Source organism: Microbispora bryophytorum, assembly GCF_006874465.1.
Taxonomy (GTDB): Bacteria; Actinomycetota; Actinomycetes; order Streptosporangiales; family Streptosporangiaceae; genus Microbispora; species Microbispora bryophytorum.
In genome coordinates, this window is the sequence record NZ_VIRL01000071.1 from 1 (window position 1) to 866 (window position 866).

Annotated in this window: 1 protein-coding gene; it reads left to right on the forward strand. The window is 68.0% G+C overall.

The window, feature by feature from the left end; all coding sequences use genetic code 11:
- A partial coding sequence (locus tag FLX07_RS35850) for a fumarylacetoacetate hydrolase family protein (RefSeq protein ID WP_223854467.1) occupies window positions 1-851 on the forward strand: 851 nt, incomplete at its 5' end.
- Between the last annotated feature and the right edge of the window lie 15 nt (window positions 852-866).

Genomic DNA, 866 nt, shown 5'->3' on the forward strand with positions numbered 1-866 from the left:
TCGTGAAGCTGTTGCGGGTGGGTCCGGTGGGTGCGGAGCGGCCGTGCGTGCTCGCGCCTGACGGGCGGGTGTTGGACGTGTCGTCGTTGACGGCCGACATCGATGGTGCGTTCCTTGCGGGGGGCGGTGTGGAACGGGTGCGGTCGGCTCTGGCGGAGGGGCGGCTGCCGGAGGCGGGGCCGTTCGAGCGGGTGGGCGCGCCGGTGGCGCGGCCGGGAAAGGTCGTGTGTATCGGGTTGAACTATTCCGATCATGCGGAGGAGACGGGGGCGGCGATCCCGGCTGAGCCGGTGGTGTTCATGAAGGCGTCCAACACGGTGGTGGGGCCGGATGACGGGGTGCTGGTGCCGCGGGGCAGTGTGAAGACCGACTATGAGGTCGAGCTGGCGGTGGTGCTGGGGGGTACGGCGCGGTATCTGTCGTCGCCGGCGGAGGCGGCGGGGGTGATCGCGGGGTATGCGGTGGCCAATGACGTCTCTGAGCGGGAGTTTCAGAATGAGCGTGGGGGCCAGTGGGACAAGGGCAAGTCGTGTGAGACGTTCAATCCGCTGGGTCCGTGGCTGGTGACGGCTGATGAGGTGGGGGATCCGCAGGCGCTGGGGTTGCGGTTGTGGGTCAACGGGGAGTTGCGGCAGGACGGGGATACGAAGAATCAGATTTTCGGGGTGCATCATGTGATCTGGTATTTGAGCCAGTTCATGGTGCTGGAGGCGGGTGATGTGGTGAACACCGGCACTCCGGCGGGTGTGGCGCTGGGGCGTGGCCCGCAGGCGTATCTGCGGGAGGGGGATGTGGTGGAGCTGGAGATCGAGGGTCTGGGCCGTCAGCGGCAGCGGGTGGGCCAGGCGTGAGCGAGGCGGGTGTGA